At 59.1% G+C, this 16,903-nt stretch carries 14 protein-coding genes; 4 read left to right on the top strand and 10 right to left on the bottom strand.

Annotation, left to right across the window (positions count from 1 at the left end; translation table 11 throughout):
* Positions 1-85: 85 nt before the first annotated feature.
* The 3 genes from ACSQ20_RS07020 to ACSQ20_RS07010 all read right to left on the bottom strand — a co-directional run bounded on the left by ACSQ20_RS07020 (position 86) and on the right by ACSQ20_RS07010 (position 3,740).
* Positions 86-1,240, bottom strand: a complete 1,155-nt coding sequence (locus ACSQ20_RS07020) for a hypothetical protein (protein ID WP_436018431.1) — start codon at positions 1,238-1,240, stop codon at positions 86-88.
* 552 nt (positions 1,241-1,792) lie between these two features.
* Positions 1,793-2,929 carry a hypothetical protein gene (locus tag ACSQ20_RS07015; protein ID WP_436018430.1) on the bottom strand — a complete coding sequence of 379 codons (1,137 nt, stop codon included), beginning with the start codon at positions 2,927-2,929 and terminating at the stop codon, positions 1,793-1,795.
* Between the two features lie 277 nt (positions 2,930-3,206).
* Positions 3,207-3,740 (bottom strand): hypothetical protein, encoded by a 534-nt coding sequence (locus ACSQ20_RS07010; protein ID WP_436022963.1) that lies wholly within the window; start codon positions 3,738-3,740, stop codon positions 3,207-3,209.
* A gap of 155 nt (positions 3,741-3,895) precedes the next feature.
* Here ACSQ20_RS07010 and ACSQ20_RS07005 point away from each other — a divergent pair, with 155 nt between their 5' ends.
* Positions 3,896-4,129, top strand: a complete 234-nt coding sequence (locus ACSQ20_RS07005) for a hypothetical protein (RefSeq protein ID WP_436018429.1) — start codon at positions 3,896-3,898, stop codon at positions 4,127-4,129.
* Between the two features lie 37 nt (positions 4,130-4,166).
* Here ACSQ20_RS07005 and ACSQ20_RS07000 read toward each other — a convergent pair whose 3' ends face one another.
* The 3 genes from ACSQ20_RS07000 to ACSQ20_RS06990 are packed head-to-tail and all read right to left on the bottom strand — an operon-like array spanning position 4,167 to position 8,382.
* Positions 4,167-4,559, bottom strand: coding sequence for a nuclear transport factor 2 family protein (locus tag ACSQ20_RS07000; protein ID WP_436018428.1), 393 nt, complete (start codon positions 4,557-4,559; stop codon positions 4,167-4,169).
* 10 nt (positions 4,560-4,569) lie between these two features.
* A complete protein-coding gene (locus ACSQ20_RS06995) occupies positions 4,570-5,520 on the bottom strand; it encodes an NAD-dependent epimerase/dehydratase family protein (protein ID WP_436018427.1) in 951 nt (316 codons plus the stop codon).
* Positions 5,521-5,577: 57 nt separating this feature from the next.
* Entirely contained in the window at positions 5,578-8,382 is a 2,805-nt protein-coding gene (locus ACSQ20_RS06990; RefSeq protein ID WP_436018426.1) for an AMP-binding protein, read from the bottom strand.
* Positions 8,383-8,911: 529 nt separating this feature from the next.
* Between ACSQ20_RS06990 and ACSQ20_RS06985 the strand changes: the two genes are divergently transcribed.
* The 3 genes from ACSQ20_RS06985 (at position 8,912) to ACSQ20_RS06975 (ending at position 11,561) form a co-directional block, all read left to right on the top strand.
* Positions 8,912-9,661 (top strand): autoinducer binding domain-containing protein, encoded by a 750-nt coding sequence (locus tag ACSQ20_RS06985; RefSeq protein ID WP_436018425.1) that lies wholly within the window; start codon positions 8,912-8,914, stop codon positions 9,659-9,661.
* A 36-nt stretch (positions 9,662-9,697) separates the two neighbouring features.
* A complete protein-coding gene (locus ACSQ20_RS06980; protein WP_436018424.1) occupies positions 9,698-10,507 on the top strand; it encodes a helix-turn-helix transcriptional regulator in 810 nt (269 codons plus the stop codon).
* 91 nt (positions 10,508-10,598) lie between these two features.
* On the top strand, positions 10,599-11,561 hold the full coding sequence (locus ACSQ20_RS06975) for an AraC family transcriptional regulator (protein ID WP_436018423.1): 963 nt from the start codon (positions 10,599-10,601) through the stop codon (positions 11,559-11,561).
* A gap of 39 nt (positions 11,562-11,600) precedes the next feature.
* Here the strand turns inward: ACSQ20_RS06975 and ACSQ20_RS06970 are convergent, their stop codons facing one another.
* From ACSQ20_RS06970 to tssF, 4 genes are all read right to left on the bottom strand, one after another.
* Positions 11,601-13,217, bottom strand: a complete 1,617-nt coding sequence (locus ACSQ20_RS06970) for an FAD-binding protein (protein ID WP_436018422.1) — start codon at positions 13,215-13,217, stop codon at positions 11,601-11,603.
* Between the two features lie 153 nt (positions 13,218-13,370).
* Positions 13,371-13,907, bottom strand: a complete 537-nt coding sequence (gene tssJ / locus ACSQ20_RS06965) for a type VI secretion system lipoprotein TssJ (protein WP_436018421.1) — start codon at positions 13,905-13,907, stop codon at positions 13,371-13,373.
* Between the two features lie 15 nt (positions 13,908-13,922).
* Complete coding sequence (gene tssG, locus ACSQ20_RS06960) at positions 13,923-15,056, bottom strand: type VI secretion system baseplate subunit TssG (protein WP_436018420.1); 1,134 nt, start codon at positions 15,054-15,056, stop codon at positions 13,923-13,925.
* Positions 15,053-16,900, bottom strand: a complete 1,848-nt coding sequence (tssF, locus tag ACSQ20_RS06955; protein ID WP_436018419.1) for a type VI secretion system baseplate subunit TssF — start codon at positions 16,898-16,900, stop codon at positions 15,053-15,055. The genes tssG and tssF overlap by 4 nt, the downstream gene beginning before the upstream one ends.
* Positions 16,901-16,903: the final 3 nt, after the last annotated feature.

Raw genomic sequence — 16,903 nt, 5'->3', positions numbered from 1 at the left:
CTGCAATGCCGTTTGAATCGCGAAGAAGTGGCATTGAACCCGACGTCATTGGCCTATCGCTTAGGTTTCCTAAGTAGTGCCGCGCTTACCAATCGCCCGCCATGCTCCTTAATTTGGCCTCCGTGTACAAAGGCATTAGTTTGATCGACAGCAGAGCTTTTGCTTGAGCCCTTTGGAGTTCGCGTGGCGATTCGCTCACGAATCGGATGATCTCATTAACTAACTCACGCAGAGGACCGGACGCCAGACGGCGGCTTGCGTCGAAGGCGAATTCGCTCACGAGTTCGGGCGGCTGTTGGGCCCCCAGCCGAAATATTTCATTAGCGATTGCCCTGGCGAGGGCTGGCCGCGCCGGTGCCCTCACAGAGGAGACCGGCAAGGACTTGACCAGCTTCAACAGTGGGACAATGCGGTCCTCAACGTCCATACGGGGCAGCAGATCAAGGACGCGCTTAACCATAATCACCTTTTCGCTCGAATAAGTAGTAGCAATGCAGTCAGGAACGATCGCTTCGAGCAGCACGGACTGGTATCGTGGGGGCAGCGTCGGCATCGCATCGAGAATACGAGCGAAAGCTCCAATGTCCAGTAGTTCACCCCTATACGGCACGGGTTCGCCGCCCAGCGCATCCTCGGTGGCCTGCGCGTCCAATGGCCTTGAGACAAGCAGGCGCAGCGCGGCAAACCGATGCCTCGGCTCCTCCAGCGCAAGGATGCGATCGAGAAGATGCGCGGATACCTTTTTCGGCAGATCGTTCGACCTGTCGCCCCGATCGACTAGCTCGAAAATGGAGGCTGCAGCCCCAGAAAGCGCTGCCAGTCGATCAGCCTCGATCGCGGCGCTGCCCAATTGCGGCGATAGCCGGTCGATGCGACTCTCGACACCGCCAAACAGCGATTCCACGATGTCTGGCAACCCCGCTTGCGGCGTGCCGCGCGCAGTCGCGATAACCGCGCCGGGCTTGCCAGTAAGCGCTCGCATGGTGTTATCAATCCGGCTGCGCAGTAGGCCGACCCTCGAGTCATGGCTTCTGGCGAATACTTCCGCATTGCGCAGAAGCAGTCCGAGGAGGCCGAACTGATAGCGCTCGGGCAAGGTACGGATTTGGTCAAATATCCGCTCGACTGTGCCGCGCGGCACAGAAGATAACCATCCGCGGTTGGATGCAATCGCCTCCAGCAACGTCGCTTTGTCTTCCGGTAACAGCTTCGGCGACACGTGCAACACGGTGTCGATCATCGTGTCGGGCGCGTCAATCAAGGCCGATTCAACGAGCGTCCGCAGTGTTCGGCTCTCGTGCGCTGGCGACGATAAACCGCGAACGTCATCGTGCAGGCGTCGCGCCATCGCAGGTCGCGTCCGCGGCGGCAACGCAGGTATTGCCGACGAAAGGATGTCGAGTCGCAGGGCCTCGGCCGCCAAAGAAGGACGTCGCTGCGGTCGCGGGGTCTGGCCTGGGCCGAACAGGCTTACCAACAAGCTTGACATCTCTCGGACGTCGTTAGGCTTTCTGCGACGCTGAAGACCGCCAAGCGCCGCACCCGGGTCGGACCGAGCAAGCGGATCGGCGACGCCACCAGAAGTATCGCTCGTGATCTCACTGGGGCGCTGGTCTGCGAATGCGTCGGCACCGGGCCGAGACACGGGTGGCAACACGGCATACCTCCGAAAATGGCAAAGACCTCAATCTTCGGCACTTGGCCCCCGCAATGCCGTTTGAATCGCGAAGCAAGGGCATTGAACCCGACGTCATTGGCCTATCGCTTAGGTTTCCTAAGTAAAAGGCCTATATCAATCACGCGCCATACTCCGTAATTTAGCCTCCATATGCGAAGGCATTGCGTTGGACGACAACAGCGCCTTTGCTCGGGCACTTCGAAGTTCGCGTGGCGACTCGCGCACGAATTGGACCATCTGATTCATGGGGTCGTACTGATGACTGAGCGACAGATCTGCAACTACCTTGGTTACAAAATCGGCAAGTAGTTGCGGAGGCACTGTTGATCCCTGCACGAATATCACGCGACGTATCGCGCGGGCTATCGGTAGCCGCTCGGATCGCTTTGCGAATACGAGAGGTCGGCCGCTTACGAGCTTCTGTAATGGAGGTACGCAGTCTTCGCCAATCACATCAAGCAGCAGCGCAACGACGCGATTAACGATGATTGCGGTTTCGTCCATATTACCCGCGTAGAGGCATTGGGGAAGCATCGCTTCGAGCAGAGCAGCCCGGTATCTCGAAGGAAGCCCCGGAATTGCGTCGATGATACGAGTGAATGCTCCGAAGTCGAGGACGTCGCCCTTGTTGGGCAAGGGTTGCCCGGCAAGCGCCTCGACAAAAGCGGGATTGTCTCGCGGCGCCGAGACAAGCTCAAGTAACGCGGAAAACCGGTGCCTTGGCTCCTCTAACGCAAGAATGCGATCGAGAACGCTCGTGGATAGCGCTTTCACCAAATCCTTCGATTGGTCTTCGTGCTCAACTAGCTCAAATGTCGCCGGCGCTGCCGAAGCAAGCGCCGCCAGTCGGTCGGCCGCTGCGGCGCTACTGCCGGATTGCGGCGATAGCCGATCGACGCGATTCTCGACACCACCGAACAGCGATTCCGCAATCTCGAGCAATCCGAGCTGCGGTACTGCGCGTGCAGGCGGGATCGTCGCGTCGGGCTTGTGAGCAAGCGCTCGCACGGCACCGACAACCCTCTCACGCAATTGAATAACGCTCGCTTGATGGGTCTTGGAAAATACGTCTGCATTACGCAAAAGCAGGCTGAGGAGGCCGAACTGATAGCGCTCGGGAAGAACGCGGATTCGGTCAAATATCTTCTCGATCATGCCCCGCGGCAATGAATGTAAATAAACCGGATCGGACACAATCGCCTCCAGCAACGTCGCTTTGTCTTCCGGCGAGATGTGGGGCGACGCGCGCAACACGGTTTCGATTATCGTGTCGGGCGCCTCCGTCAATGCGGACTCGACGAGTGTCCGCAGTGTTCGGCCCTCGAGCACCGGCGACGATAAACCGCGAATATCATCGCGCAGGCGTCGCGCCATCGCAGGTCGCATCTGCGGCGGCAACGCAGGTAGTGCCGACGAAAGGATATCGAGCCGCAGGGCCTCGGCCGCGCGAGACGGTGGCCGCTGCGGCCGGGGTGTCTGGTCCGCGGCGAACAGCCCCTTCAATACGTTCGACATCGCGTGAAGGTCGTCAGACGTTGAGCGACGCTGAAGGCCACCTAGCGCTGCGCCCGGCTCGGACTGAGCAACCGGATTCGCAACGTCTTGAGAAGTATCGCTTGCGATCGGATTGGCAGGCTGGTCCGAAAAGGCATCGGCACCGGGCCGGGACACTGGTGGCAACACGGCCTACCTCCAAGAATAGCGAAGACCGCATCTTCGTCGCATCGCCCCTACCATGCCGCCTGAATCGCGAAAATGGGGCATCGAACCCGAACGTCACGGCTGTCAAGACTGTCAAGGGTGTCACGCACCAACTCACTCGCCCGCCACTTAGGACTCCCAAGTAATCAGTGCCAGCTAAGTTTGTTTTGGTAACCAGAGTGTCGAGTTCATGCAAATCGACGGACGCCATCCGCGCTGCGCGCTCCCCTGCTTCCAGGCGGGCCAAGTCGAGCAGTTGCCCGGCCAGGCGTGCACCGCGCTGCGCGCTGGCCGTGAGCCGATCGAGCGCTTCGCGCCGCTCGGCCGGCGTGCTCGCGCGCAGTGCCACCTGCGCTTGCATCAGCAACGCGGCGAGCGGCGTGCGCAACTCGTGCGCGGCTTCCGCAATGAATCGACGTTCCGCCTGCACGGCAGGCGTGCAATTGCTCGAGGACACGGTTAAAGCCCACGACAAGCGGCTGCAATTCATTCGGCAATCCGGAAAGTGGCAGCAGCGTGAGATCGAACGAATTGTGTCGCGGGATGGCCGCGCGTAGTGCGCCGCCGGGCCGGAACGATCAACGCACCACCGCACCGATGACGCCGCTCAGCAAAGCGAACGTAATCAACGTGGTGGCGGCGCTAAGCTGCGCGGCGATCGAACGACTGACCGGTGACGCGGCCGATAGCACGGTCGCACAGCACAAACTGCAAACATACTTTTTGCTGGAGGCGGGCTATCGGTTTTGACGTGCCGGCGGTCCCGCGAAACAGACGAGCACTTTCGCTAGGAAATCAACGCGATCAGCTCCGCGGTATCGAAGTAGTCTTCGAACGTCACAGCTTTGCCGCCCGAGAAACGCCACGCATGCACGAACTTCATCGTGGCGCTACGGCCGTTGACTGCCGTAACACGCCTCAAGCCAAACACGGCTACGCTGTCTCCCGACTCGACGAACCGTTGCGGATCGAGTTTCATCTCCGATATATAGGTGGGCACATGCTTGATAAACGCGATGACTTCGTCGTGGCCTCTTTTAGTCCCACCGAGACCGAATTCACGCATGCTTTCGGGATGCGTCCATTCGATATCAGGTGCGAATGCGGCGAGCACGCCCGCGAGATCGCGACGATGAAATGCATCGTACGAGGCTTTGATCATTTCGATGTTGGATGACATGGCGTGGCTTTTATCCTTGGAGCGCCGCTAATGTTTTGATTGCGCCCGGAAAATGCGTCTCGACCGTTCGGCGGATACCGTCTTTCCAATGCACGGTGCACTCGCCCGCAAGCGCTCGGCGCCGTGTGTTGTCGAACGCGCATGTTTCTCGCGTGACGTCACTGGGCTCGAAATTCGGCTTCACACCTGTGATATGCGCGATGTACTCGAGGCAATCTTGAATGCCGACCGGCTCGTCGCCGCCCCAGTTCACGACTAACGCCGGAGACGACGCCGCATTCCAAAGCTGCGGCAATTGGCGCGCGAGATCGTCGGTGTGAATCGGCGAAGCCCAATTCTGCCCCTGATGCGGGATCGCAATGGGCTTTCCGGCCAGCATTTGCCGAAACAGCAGCACAGGCACACCGCCATGACCATACGGGCCATATGCCACGTTCAGACGCGCAATGATCGACGGCAGGCCAAGCGCCGCGGAAAATGCACGCACGACGCCCTCGCACGAAATTTTGACGATCGGATAGGTGGGAAGCCAATGCGCGACGCTGCTCAACGGATCAGTTTCAGTGTAAAGATGATCGAGCTTCTGCTTTGCGTAAAGTGCACCGCTCGATAGATAAGCGAACGCTTGCGCGCGCCGGCAGTGGAGCATCAGGCGGCCTGTGGCCGTCGCGTTGATTTCGATGGCGGTTTCGAAGTCTTGATCGTCGCCGCGTTCGACTGCCGAATGCAGTACATGTGTGAAATCGTCGGGCAAGCCGTCGAGCGTGTCCGATGCCATGTCCCAATGATGCGTACGAATGCCCTTGGAACGTAACTCGTTCTCCACGCCGGGCGCGCGGAACCGACCAATCGCCCAGACCTCGTGTTTCGCCGCGAGATGTTCGGCGATGGGCCGTGCTACCTGACCCGTGGCGCCCGTGATCAGAATTTTTGCGTTACGTGTTTCGTTGTCTAGCGTCATGTGATTCCTCATTCGATGCAATTCGATATGCCAGTGATGAAGAGATGCCGTGCGGCGCTATTCTCCGAGCGTGCGCTTGAGCTCCGCTCGCAGCAGCGCTTGAAACGTGCCGACATGTTTCGCGCCCATCAGCGTGTAATGCTCGCCGGGAACGTCGATGTAATGATTAGGACTACGAGAGAAACTGTCCCATTGACGAAGTTGGAGGTTGAGCCAGTCTTCCTTGCTGCCGCGCAAAGGAATGGCGTAAAAGATCGACATGGACTCGACTGCACCCGAAGGCACGTAACTGCGCCCCAATTCAATCAGCGACTGGGCAAGCGCAGCCCATGCACGGAACTTCTCCAGATCAATCTGCAGTTCGGTGAGCCGATCGGGTGGAGCGATGCTGACCAGATATGCGAGCGGGTCTTGCTCGGGCGCCTCGGCTCGCAGTTGAGCGGGCAGCGTATGGGCCTGCTCCTTATCGATCATCGAAAGGAAGAACGCAAGATTGACAGCACTTTCGATTGGATCGAGCTCGTCCATCCGGTATTTGATATGCGGCGGCAGGTTGAAGCTGCCGACAAAGCTCACGCGCTCGCCCTGGGACTCCAGCATCTTGGCGATCTCGAATGCCACCGCCGCGCCATACGAGTAGCCCGCGATGGCGTATGGACCACGAGCTTGCCGTTGCCTGATCGCTTCGACATAGGTGCGAACCATTTCGTCGAAACTCTCAAACGGCTTTTCGCCCGGATTGAAGCCGCGCGCACGAAGCGCATAGAACGGGCGTTCATTGACAAAATATTTGGCGAGGTTAATGAAGACGAGGATTTCACCCACGCCAGGATGAACACAGAAAAGAGGTGTTTTGTCGCCACTGAGTTGAAGCGGCACGATTGGGTCATAGGTAGCGGGAGCAGTGCATTCGCCAGCGGCGACACTTGCTGCCAAGGCGCGAACGGTGGGACTCCTCAAGATCGTAAGGACGGAGAGTTCATTGAGCGCAAGCTGCGATTCGACCAGCCGTTTGAGCTTGAGTATGTCGAGTGACGTACCACCGAGATCGAAAAAGCTGGCGGTCGCGCTGATCGATTCCGGGGCAACGTTGAAGAGTTGCGCGTAGATCTGCGCAACCTGTTGTTCGAGCACGCCTTCGGGCGCCACATGCCCTCCCAGTTCGCGCTGCGTGACGCCCTCCACATACGACTGCTCGGCTGCGAACTGCCCCGCTTCGAACCGCTTGCGCAGCAGGTTGCGCTGAATCTTGCCGAGGCTTGTCTTCGGAAATTCGTTCTTCGGTAACGGCAGGATTACCGCCGGCCGAAAACCCCACATCAAGATGGTTGTGTTGCGTACCACCGTGAGCAACCGATAAAGTGATTTTTCGTCTTCGATCGGAAAGGTGACGGCAAACGTGACGACAAGCTGCTCGGTCAGGTCGCCGCTTTGCCGCGTAGGGAACGCCGCCACAAATGACTTCTCGATGCCGTCAAGCCCTTCGAGCACCGTTTCGAGTTCGTGGCTGAAGTAATTGACACCGTTGACGATAATGCTGTCTTTGCTGCGGCCGACCAGACTGAGGCGACCGTCTTCGATATGTCCCAAGTCTCCGGTTCGAAACCAGCCGTCGCTCGTGAATGCGGCGCGGGTGGCCTCCGCATTGTTGTAGTAATGCGTGAAAATCATCGGACCGTGCAGTTGCAACTCGCCCGCGCACCCGTCGGGCAACACGATCCCGCTCTCGTCGACGACGCGCATTTGCAGGCCACGGATCGGACGGCCCAGATCGGCGAACTCCCGGCCGGCATCGCTATCGGGAAACGTGCAGGAATAGATCGATCCCGCGCAGGTTTCCGTCATGCCGAACGCCGGCCAGACGGCTGCGCCCGCAAGTCCGTACGGCGCGAGCAGATCGAGAAAACGCTGGGCCGTGTCGACCACGATCGCCTCACCTCCAGAGACGATATGCCTCACGCAGGACAAATCGCAGGAGCGCTCAAGCACGCCGTCAGCGCCCGATCCCGGCGACTGTAGCGCCGCATTGATTTGCCCGAACAGGAAGTTCGGCGCAAACGTCATCGAGACGCGGTGCTGATCAATAAGCCGCAGGAACAGCAGCGGGTCGGCCACGATGGCCGCCGACTCGACGTGAATCTGCGAAGCGCCGATATAAAGCGGCAACATATGCGCTTCAAGCAATGCAGCGACGTGATCGAACGATATCCAGTTCAGCGTGACATCGCCGGCACTCAAGCACTGGCGTTCGGCTTTGCCCACCATCGACGCGAGCAGATTCCCATGCGTGAGCACCACGGCCTTTGAATTGCCGGTGGATCCGGAGGTCAACATCAACATCGCCGGGTCTTCCGGTTCCGCGATGTGCACCGACTGTCCGGGCGCGTTGTTGCGCAGCACATCAAGTTCCACCGTGAACAGCGGGCCCGGCAATTCGCGCTTTAATGCGCGTGTGGTCACGAGAATGGGCTGGTCCAGCAGGGCATCGATGTGCTTGAGGTGCGCCGCCCAGCGATCGGCGTCGTTACGGATCGGCACCAGCGGACACGGCACGTATCCGCCAAGTACACAAGCCCAGAACGCTGGAATGAAATCCTCGGCCCGCTCGAGCAACAGTGCCACGTTGCTACCGAGCTGGCATTGATGCGCGCGAAGACCTCCTTGTATGCGCTGCGCTTCGTCGAGCAAATCGCGGTACGACATGACAGATTCGTCGTCACTGCCATTCTGCGAAACAAAATGGATTTTTGTAGTTTCATGGTAATGAGCAGCGTTAATCAGAAAATTTCCCACTCCCCACGAATATTCGGAACGCGTGTACGGCTCCCGGGCGCGCACCGAATAAGCGGTCGATAACTCCATCGCGATTTACTCCGTCATTTTCCAAAACTGGCTTATTGCGTCGGGCGAATGCCCGGTGGCGATAAATATCCATCGGATGGCGCCAGATGGAAATCATTCGATAATCGATTAGGCCACCCACCGACGAATGGCGGAAAATATATTGGCATTAGGCTCTTAAAATACCTCGACACGAAGTTTCGTCTGATTTTACGAAATAAAAACGTTAATGCAGCCAATACGCATTTTTCTTTAGTTGTTTATTATTTTATGTAGCAACATAAATCAAATTATGTTTTTATTTACCATGATTCGCATTACCTCGCATCGGTTGAGACGCTTCGTTGCATTGACTGAGAAGACAATCGCACTCATCGGCGCCAAAATTCAGCGCAACTGAACTTGTGTCGAACCGCTCTTTGGGGAAATACCCATGCCATGCGTTGTCCGCGACTCGGCTCACTCTTGTTTCCCGGCACCGGCACCGAGCACTGACGCACTCGATATCGTCTGGTATGACGAATGTGCGTCTTCGGCTACGAATAGCCGTTTGACGACAATCGATTGCCAAACCAGTTTTGCACGAGAGCTGTCGGCGTTGCGCACCGGGCGCCAACGTGCGCGCGCGCTATCGATGGCATTGTCACTTCTTGGCTTCGATTCGCTTGCCCATCTGACACTCCTGAGATCCGGCAAACGTACGATAGCTGCCTATATGCCTATGCACTATATGCAAACAGCATATTGGAATCGCTATTTTGGCGAAGGCCATTACGAAATCGACCCATGCGCAATCGCAGCACATCAAAATGCCAAACCGCTCGTATGGTCGCTGGCGGGCCTGCACGCCTTCGTCAGCCCCGCGGGCGAAAACCCACGCAAGCAAGATCTTTTAAAAAGCATGGCGCGGCACGCGATGAAGTCCGGTATCACATTCCGGATATCATCGCGCCTTCACGATATCGATTCGATTCTCCATTTCACTTCGAGCAATTCGTCGCAGAATTGGATTACGCCATCGTTAATTTCCATAACGATGGCGCTGGGATTTGGAATTCACGAAATTCTTTCCACGTTCATTACGCACGACATAAAAGTCAAGCTGATCGGCGATCTTTCAGACATGCAATACGCGATCCTCGCGAGCCTCGCCACTGGCATGTCGGATAAGGAAATCGCAATGAAACTCCATACCACACACCACAACATCGACTACCACCTCCGGGAACTAAGGAAGCATTATGGCGTTAGCAACCGTACACAGTTGGCTTTCGTCGGCGGGCAATTGGGCATTGTGTAGCAACGGCATCGAACGCTGCGAAATGGGGTGAAGACAATGGCAATCCTGGCTATCCCTGCGGAACAGGCGTTGCCATATGAGTGGGTGATCGTGAGGCAAGAGGACCTGTGGAGCGACACGAGCGAAGCGCGAATGCAAAGCGCCGATATGCTGCGCGAGCCGTACGATATGATGCGGTCGCTCGGCTTCGAATGGCTTTGCTATCACTGGTTCAGTTGCGCTGCTGGCCATATCGCCCGAGCGGTGTGCGTCGACGACTATGCGGCGCCAGGTTGGTCGCACGCTTATTTCACGAGCCACTACTATCAGGTCGATCCGCGGCTGGCTTTCGTGCGACGCCACGACTATCCGCTGGTCTGGGATCTACCGTCAATCGACCGAGAAAGCAAAAGGCACGATCGTCGAGGTAGCAAGCAGTTGCAAAACTTCATCGGCTCCGCGGCAAGCGCTCAGTTCGGCAGCGGCATCACAGTCGGCATCAACGCCCCATCCCGCTTGGAACATGTCGTCGTGACAGCCACCGCGCGCGAGCGATCAAAAGCGTGGATGACCGACTTCGTCATCGGCAAGGTGTATTCGATCGCGATCGAACTCGATGTGCTTCTGGCCCCGCTCTTGCGGGCCTTGACGCCCGACAATAGCGACTCGATGACGCTTATGCAACGCAGAGTCCTCGGCTTACTGACACAAGGCATGACAGACCACGACATCGCAAAGCGAATCGGCGTGACCGTTCGCGATGTCGAATGCCAAATACGCGAGTTGGTCCAGTTGTGCCGCGTGCACAACAGAGTTCAGCTTGCGTACGCGGCCGGCCGCCTCGCCCTTACGCGATGCGTATTTTGACAGCCCCGTGAGCGTCTGCTAACGTCCACCAAGCGTAAGTGACGCGTTCCGCTTTCTCCATTTCCAACGGTGAGCTGTTATGCCAACGCTGATGACTTCGACTGATGGCATTCCGTCTTGCGAACGTTTCGACTATTGGCGAGATGCGATGTGCGCCAACTTCTACGGCATGACGTTCGATGTTGAACCGAGCAAGCGGCCAGCGTTCCAAGGGCACCTTGCGGCGAAACCGCTCGGCGACGCCGCGTTGGTCGAACTGCAAGCGTCGTCCTGCATTATTCATCGACTCGACAAGGAAATCGAGGCGGCCCCCGGCGACGCGTTGTTCTTCTATCGTCAGCGAACAGGCGCCGCCTGGATCGAAGCCGTGGACCGCCGCGAGCGATTCATTGTCGACGCGGGCGCGCTGGCCATCGGCGATTCGAACCTGCCGTTCAATACCGCGCCGCTCGAAGCGCACGACTATGACTGCACCATCCTCAAGATTCCGATGCGTCGCTTCGACGAGATCGGCGAACGACGCAAGCAATTGTCTGCGCGGCACATCGATCCCGCTGAGGGCATCGGCTATTTGATCAGTTCGCACTTCGAGGCGCTTTGTCACGAAGTGGATCGACTGTCGGCGCCGGCTGCCGACGTCGCCATCCAAACGCTCACACAACTTGTGGCAGTAGCAACCGGTATTGCCGACGCACGCAGCGAAACGGGACGTGGCGCGCTGCGTACGGGAAAGCGTCGGGCAGTCAACCAATTCATCGACGAAAACCTCCATCGCCCTGACCTGTCGCCGGCCTTGGCCGCAGGCGCACTCGGAATCTCCGTGCGCCAACTGCACTGGCTATACGAACCCACCGGAACAACGTTTGCGCAGCGCGTGCGCCTCCGGCGAATCGAACGTGCCCGCTCGATGATCATCCGGCAGCCGAATTGCCCGGTGATCGATATCGTGTACGCATGCGGATTCGAAAGCGCCGCTACTTTCTATCGAACATTCAAGCGTGCACTCGGCATGTCGCCCAGCGATCTGCGTGCCTCGGCGCTTGAAGACCATTGAGCGCATGATTGCGCTCGCCTTCAATTTCACGTTCACGTATCAAAACATACCCGGGCCGGGCGTCAGAATGCGGTTCGGGTCATACCGCTGCTTAAGCGCCGCAAATGCCGTGTAATTGGCGCCGAATTGCATCATCCAGTCAGATACGGTATGCGGCAGTGCACTGATTGCATAAAATTTTCCACCGAGCGCGCGAGCGCTGTCAAAAATTTGCCTGTTACGCGCGAGTTTGGCCGTCACAAAATCTGTATTTGGTCCCGGCGCTGGGGCCGCGGTCAAAATATCGAATAGATAAAACCAGCCATTATTCGATTGCGGCGCATTAAAGAACTTGGGTGTTGACGCACTTTGTCGAATCGGAAAGAGAAGCATGAAGCCCCCCACACCCACATCGTCAAACGAGAGATTCCTTACCGTCTGCGTCACAAAGCTTTCCGTGACCTCGGGCGGTAAAAACGTGTCGAGCCATGGATGCGGCACGTTATACCAAAGACCGAGGTCCTTCAGATAATCGATGAGGACATCGATCCGCAACATGTAATCGAGGTACGTCTGATCGAACTCGTAGCGCAACGGTAAAAAGTCAGACGTCCCGCGTAACAAATTCGGCGCATTCGGCGGAGCGCTTGGATCGTAATATTGCGTGAGGTTGATTTGGTAGATCCACAGGCCCTTGAGCGAAGACAGAAGCGTACTCGCCGCGCCCAAAAGCGGACCGAGCGCACCGAGGCCGAGACTAACCGATGCGGCGAGCGGCCCAAGTGCCGGGAGTAATTGGGGCGGCAGAGTCTGCGTCACGATCTGCGGGCTGGTCGGAGGAACGACGAATGCCATTACCTCGCTGAATTCCGCCCGCGTATGCAACATCTGAAAATCGCGGAAAAACGTTGCGGGATCGAGGTACTGAAGTACCCAGGAGCGTGCGCGCGGTAGCGCCGGCGCCAAGTCCACGGTCGCTCGCGTAATGATGCCGAGTTGCCCGACGCCGCCGAGGACGCCCGCGAACAAATCCGCGTTGGAACTGGGCGAGCACGCCACGACCTCGCCCGTACCTGTGACCACTTCGAGCTGCCGCACATGATTGAGTTGAATGCCGCCATGCAAGCTCGATGCACTCACGCCTCCCACCGATAACGTACCCGCGACGCTCAAGCCCAAGAAGCCTGTCAGCACCGGCGGAGTGAGTTGATTCGCAACCGTCTGCGGCAGAAGATCCTTCCAGGTGATGCCAGCGTCCACATCCGCCCCCGCGCTGCTGATGGAGTGGACCGTCGCGAGCGTCCCCATTTCGACGATCAACCCCGAATCGACCAAAGCCTGGCCAAAGACGCAGTGCCCCTGGCCTCGCGGTGCCACCTTGATCCCATACCGGTTGCAGTAGCGAATCATTGCAACAATGTCGTCGACCGCCGCCGGACGCAGGACAGCCCAAGGGCGGCGGCGAAGCATGTATCCGGCGTCGGTCGAGTCGGCGGTGAGCGACGCATCGTCCGTCACCACTTGGCCTTTCAGCAGCGGCAAAGGATCAGCCGATGCCGCCGCGCGCGCGTCGGTCACCCATACGCGTGCAAGCGGATCAAATGCAAGCACAGCGGCGCCCACGGCAACGCGAGCGAGTATGCGACGGCGCGTTTTGCTTTCGATGCTCTTGTCCATGATCATTCCACGAGAAGGCGGTGACGACGTCAGCGCAATAAATGCAGCTTATACAGTCCACTCGCCGCACGATCGCGGAAAGCCATAGAGATGAACGCTGTGATGCGACGGCGGGCTACGCAAATTTCCGCTCGCGTGCTTTTGCTCGCCCGATCATTGCTGCGAAGCGTCACCGGATGCGGCTAGTTGTCGATCCATCAATACAAGCTTGAGCGGTAGATCGGCCGACAATGTCTTCTTCGCGATCACACGTTTCCACGTGCCGGGCTCGCCAGGATTGCGATAAAACCCGACCACCCCGATGTACTGCGTATCGGGACGCATCAGCTGCGACAGGCTGGCTGATGCACCGGGATTGATCACCGCAGCGGTGTCCGCCTCCAGATCCTGCCCGAGCACCGCCTTGTCTCGCGTGAGCAAATCGTCGTAGGAAGCGCCGTCGAACATCTGCCGATCCTTGAGTTGGTAGACACGAACAGCGACCGATGTCGCACGGCCCGCATCATCCGGATTCAGTGCTGCACGCGCCGTCAGGTCGACGTTCAGCACTTTCACCTGCTTTGAAAATACTGCCTGGTAAGCGCTCGACGTCGTGTCGGACACGGACTGCCACATGCCGCACGAACAGAGCAGCAACGCGGATGCGGATGCCGTGGCAGTTAGCGTTGTCAGCGTAAAACGATTCAACATGGATGCTCCAAAAAATCAGGCCGCACTCGGCACGCGGTAAGGATTCGGCTCAGGCGGTGCGAACGCTTCACATACCCCGAGTGCAATGGTGATCACGCGTTCGACCGCCGTGGGCAGCACGGTTGTCCAGGCAAGGCGCGGCGCGGGGCCATCGCGCGCAGTGCCGATCACGAGCGCCGGCACGAAACGCGACGACACCTCCATGCGCAGATGGACGTCAGCCTTCACACCGACATAGAGCCGCGTAAAGGCAATCAGTTCGCGGTGCAACCGCGCGCCGGGCAGTAGTTCATGCGCCTGTTTTGCATCGGTGGGGCGTAATGTGACTCGAATGGCGCCGCTGCGATATGCAAGGCGATGACCCAGCACATAGCCGCCGCTGAGGCCGCGGAACGGACGGTCTTTCAAGCGATCTTCCGAGCGGTCTTCCGAGCTTCCTGCGAAGCTGCTGGAGGCGCTCAATGGCTGTGGCCGTCCGGCACGCCGCAGCACCGGCCATAATTCATCGACGCGCACCGTTGCGCCGCACGCGACGTGCGCCACGGCGCCGGCGAGGCCCTCGGGCGTACGCGTGCGCTGGCTCAGCAGCCCGAGCAACGCAAGCACACGCGCTTCGGGCAGCCCCGCGCGCGCAGGCTTGTTGCCGAGGCCAAAGCCGGCGAGACACAACAAATAGCGCGAGTGCGTGTCGACCGCGCCTGCGCGAAACGTCTCGGTATAACGGTACTTTTTCCAGGCGCGATAAAGCAGGGTGACATAACGATGATTGAACTGATCGAGAAACGCCTCGACGGCTTCATGTCCTTCTTCGCGCAGCCCGATCTCGTCAATCATATGCGACGGCAACACGGCATCCACGCCGTAGAGACCCATGAATGCCGTGCGAACCGTTGGCCGGCTGCCGGGAACGGCCGGGCCCCCCTCGTTATCGAACTCGATCGCCGCGATTTCGCCAGCGGGAAAACCCATGCGCGGCCGCGGGCGAAATCGCACCGGCTCGCATTCGGGCGTGTCACCTGCGCCGAAGCCGGGTTGACCCACCATGCGAACCTCGAGCAGGCGGCACAACTGCATGAAGTTCATCCCCGGCGCACGAGAAATCAGCGATGCGACGAACGGTTCGAGAGTCGATAGATTGCATGCGCTCATAGCGAAGCCCGCTGCGCTTTGCTACGCGGCCATTCCGTCCGCGTTTGCGACGGCAGGCTCACGATCGCGAGCTTTGTGAACAGGTTGATCTCTGCATACAACCCGAAAAACCGATGCAGCAGCTCGCCGAACAGCATCACGTCGCCCTCGCCGGCGAACGCATGGGAATCAAGCGTCACCTCGATCAGCACCCCCCTCTCGACCGAGCCGCCCGACACCTCTTCGAGCAGCGCCTGCGAGACATGCAGGATGCCCGCAAGCCGCCGGCCGTTCAGTTCATCGTGCGTCCAGTCATAGAGCGCCATCGCTCCGCGTAGAACCTCGGCATCAAGCATCGACAAGAAGTTCGGCGCGAGATGCGAAAGCACACGCCATTGAAAACGGTCATCCGTGGGCGGATAGAGCGGCAGCGTCGGCGCGACGAGATTCCGCACACCGGCCACATTCGGCAGGCTCTCGGGCAGCTCGCTAATGCTGGCCTCGCGCAATCCCTTTCTTGGGAGCATGCCGTTCGTGCCCGTCACACGCAGCGACAAGCTTTCCTCCGGCAGATCCTCAATTGCATCCCACGCATGGCCGCCGAGAATCGCCCATGTCTCATGCAAGCCGCTCACGCCCGGGCGCACGCGCGTATGAAAATACCGTTCCGGCGCTTCATGCCGAAGCATGCCGCCGCGATGCCGGAAGGTGGCAAACGGCACGTATTCGAAGCGTCCGCCCGTTGCGTGGTCGAACGATTCGATCGCCTCGACCGAATACGTCTGGACATGCTCGCCCTGATGCCCCGCCGGCACCACCCGGTATTCGCTCTGATGGTGGTCGACGATGATCGGCTCGGCATCGAGATCGAACAAATTGATAACGGGCGAGCAGAAAAGGCGCACGTTGTCCGCGGTGAAGCGCTGCTCAGATGGGTACGCGCGGTTTAGCACAACCTCCAACTCTAAGCGAGTCGAGCCGCGCGGCACCTTTTCGATGTCGAGCCCACGCAGGTCGACGAACAGGAATTTCTCGCGGAACGCGAAATATTCGAGCAGCAATTGGTAGCCCGAGAACGCGGCCTCGGCCTTGGGCCATAGCCGCTCATCGGTCGAAAAGCCAGCCGGCTCGATCGTAACGCCATCCAGCGGCTGCGGCTCGCCGTCGCGAACCTCGGGAATACGCCAGGTAATCGAATCAACCTGACGCGTGAGCGCGAGATGCATCGCGAAAGCCGTCGGTAGATCGGCATTCAGGAACAAGCGCAGGCACGATAGGTCCGTCTCTTCGCGCAGCGTCGACCCTTCAAACTCGAAGCCCAGGCGAATCACCGAGCGGCCGTCGTGGCGCACGCTCGGACCCGCATGCACGATGCGTATCGGCTGCAGCTTTACCGGCTGCGTCGTGCGGTATCGACACCGCACCGTTTTCGGGGCGATGCCGTCGGTGCCGGGGCTGCTTGCGCTACTTGCACTAGTTGCACCATGTGCTGCCGGCACGGTGATCGGCGCCGACGACACCGGCAAGCCCGCCGCCACCGTCTCGGTTTTTTGCAGTTTCTGCGCGGGTGGGATCAGCTCGACCACCGATAGCGACGGGATCATCCGCAGGTAGTGCGGCCACATCAAGCTGACAAGCCCCTCGGTCAACTCCGGCAACTCGTCGTCGAGCTTTTGCCGCAGCCGGCCCGTCAGAAACGCAAAGCCTTCGTACAAGCGCTCGACGTAGGGATCGCGTTCGCCCACGCGGTCAAGATTGAGCATGCGCGCGCGGTCGGGGTGCGCCCTCGCGAATTCCTTCCCTGACTCGCGCAAGTAGCGCATCTCGGCTTCGTAGTACCGCAGAATCGGATCGTCGTTTTGCATAAG

Origin of the sequence: Trinickia sp. LjRoot230, assembly GCF_964253315.1 — a bacterium.
Classification (GTDB): Bacteria; Pseudomonadota; Gammaproteobacteria; order Burkholderiales; family Burkholderiaceae; genus Trinickia.
This window is presented reverse-complemented; position numbering and strand designations above follow the sequence as displayed.

Bases quoted from the DNA above. Each gene is read 5' to 3' on its own strand.
- ACSQ20_RS07020 (WP_436018431.1), bottom strand. From the start codon at position 1,240: ATGATCGACACCGTGTTGCACGTGTCGCCGAAGCTGTTACCGGAAGAC.
- ACSQ20_RS06970 (WP_436018422.1), bottom strand. From the start codon at position 13,217: ATGGACAAGAGCATCGAAAGCAAAACGCGCCGTCGCATACTCGCTCGC.
- ACSQ20_RS07000 (WP_436018428.1), bottom strand. From the start codon at position 4,559: ATGTCATCCAACATCGAAATGATCAAAGCCTCGTACGATGCATTTCAT.
- tssG (WP_436018420.1), bottom strand. From the start codon at position 15,056: ATGAGCGCATGCAATCTATCGACTCTCGAACCGTTCGTCGCATCGCTG.
- tssJ (WP_436018421.1), bottom strand. From the start codon at position 13,907: ATGTTGAATCGTTTTACGCTGACAACGCTAACTGCCACGGCATCCGCA.
- ACSQ20_RS06990 (WP_436018426.1), bottom strand. From the start codon at position 8,382: ATGGAGTTATCGACCGCTTATTCGGTGCGCGCCCGGGAGCCGTACACG.
- ACSQ20_RS06980 (WP_436018424.1), top strand. From the start codon at position 9,698: ATGGCAATCCTGGCTATCCCTGCGGAACAGGCGTTGCCATATGAGTGG.
- ACSQ20_RS06995 (WP_436018427.1), bottom strand. From the start codon at position 5,520: ATGACGCTAGACAACGAAACACGTAACGCAAAAATTCTGATCACGGGC.
- ACSQ20_RS06975 (WP_436018423.1), top strand. From the start codon at position 10,599: ATGACTTCGACTGATGGCATTCCGTCTTGCGAACGTTTCGACTATTGG.
- ACSQ20_RS07010 (WP_436022963.1), bottom strand. From the start codon at position 3,740: ATGCAAGCGCAGGTGGCACTGCGCGCGAGCACGCCGGCCGAGCGGCGC.
- tssF (WP_436018419.1), bottom strand. From the start codon at position 16,900: ATGCAAAACGACGATCCGATTCTGCGGTACTACGAAGCCGAGATGCGC.